This window comes from Rhodococcus sp. 15-649-2-2, assembly GCF_002258645.1.
Classification (GTDB): domain Bacteria; phylum Actinomycetota; class Actinomycetes; order Mycobacteriales; family Mycobacteriaceae; genus Rhodococcoides.
The window spans coordinates 1-1,481 of sequence record NZ_NPFM01000049.1; the positions used below are offsets into that span (position 1 = coordinate 1).

The following is a 1,481-nucleotide window of genomic DNA, read 5'->3' on the forward strand; positions in this document are numbered from 1 at the left end:
CCCTCTTTGCCAAGCTTCTGGTGAGTCATTCGAGAAGCTATGGAGGGTTATCGCATGTTGAGTGCTGAGTTCACGGGGGAGCAGATTCGGGAGATGGTGTTCGAGTACTGCCGGTTGCCGTATGGCCAGCATGGACCATGGATGGCGGCGCATCCGTCCGTCTCGAGGGGCATGATGACGCGGTGGCGGACGGCGGTGTTCGACGGTGACGTGGACCGGGGGCTGGTTCCGCGTCAGACTGAACCGATGAACTCGCAACCGAAGGGCCGGCAGGGAATGGTCGAACGGCGAGCCATCGAGACGGCGCGCCATGCCGAGGAACTCGCCCAACGTGACGCTCGGATCCGTGAGCTCGAGGAGACCAACGAGCTGCTGGGAAAAGCTATCGGGCTCTTGCACACACTGAACGTGCCCGAGCCCGACGACACCCCACCGAGAACCGATCCCACCGATTCCTGAGCGCAGAGAACACCCTCGTCGACGAACTGGCACCACTGGCTGGATCGGTGCGTCGAGCATTGACGTTGGTCGGGTTGTCCCGCTCGACGTGGCACTACCGCCGCAACCCCAGGGTCAAGGCCGAAAACCCTGTGCATCAACGTGATCGACGATATCCGAGCAGAATCGACACCACGGATCGCGCACGGGTCGAAGCGTTGATCGACACCGGATGGCAAGCCGGGAACTCGGTCGATCACTCCTTCGCCACCGCCTGGGACACCGGAGCGATGATCGCATCCCGGCGCTCGTGGTGGCGCATCGCAGCAGCGGTCCTCGACCAACGCAACCGCCCGACGACACCGACCAAGAAGAGCACCCGCACCCCTCGCTCGATGCCTGTCCACACCGCTACCGCGCCCGGTCAGGTGTGGAGTTGGGATATCACCGATCTGCACTCACCGTGGCGCGGTGCCTCGTTCAAGGCGTACTCGATCATCGACATCCACTCCCGGTTGATCGCAGGGTGGCGTGTGGAGGAACGAGAGAGTGACCACCTCGCCGCGGAGATGTTCGAGATCGCGATACAGCGTTACGGCGCACCATCATTCGTTCACGCCGACTCCGGTGCAGCGATGCGTTCGAACACCCTCAAGAACTGTTTGACCGCCCACGGAGTCCAGCTCACCCACAACCGGCCTTATGTCAGTAACGACAATCCGTTCTCCGAGTCCGAGTTCCGGACCATGAAATACCGCCCGAACTACCCGGGCGTGTTCTCCGACATCGATGCCGCCCGCGGCCACCTCACCGACTACGTCCACTGGTACAACACCGCCCACAAACATTCCGGCATCGCCCTGTTCTCACCCGCAGACGTCCACTCCGGACACTGGCGAGACCTGTGGACTCACCGAGACCGAGCTCACCAGGCCTACTACGACCGACACCCCGAGAGGTTCCGCCGCCGCCCGTGCACACCACAACCGCCCGCAACCGTCGGAATCAACAACAACCGACTCCAGACAGCTTGACATTGAGCG

At 62.6% G+C, this 1,481-nt stretch carries 2 protein-coding genes; both read left to right on the forward strand.

What is annotated here, in order from left to right; translation table 11 throughout:
* Positions 1–54: 54 nt before the first annotated feature.
* On the forward strand, positions 55–459 hold the full coding sequence (locus CH305_RS28640) for a hypothetical protein (RefSeq protein ID WP_218828623.1): 405 nt from the start codon (positions 55–57) through the stop codon (positions 457–459).
* A 47-nt stretch (positions 460–506) separates the two neighbouring features.
* The gene (locus tag CH305_RS28645) at positions 507–1,472 is read left to right on the forward strand and encodes a DDE-type integrase/transposase/recombinase (RefSeq protein WP_094705677.1); all 966 of its coding nucleotides are present in this window, start codon (positions 507–509) and stop codon (positions 1,470–1,472) included.
* Positions 1,473–1,481: the final 9 nt, after the last annotated feature.

Coding starts and splice junctions, on each gene's coding strand:
- CH305_RS28640 (WP_218828623.1), top strand. CDS start 55: ATGTTGAGTGCTGAGTTCACGGGGGAGCAGATTCGGGAGATGGTGTTC.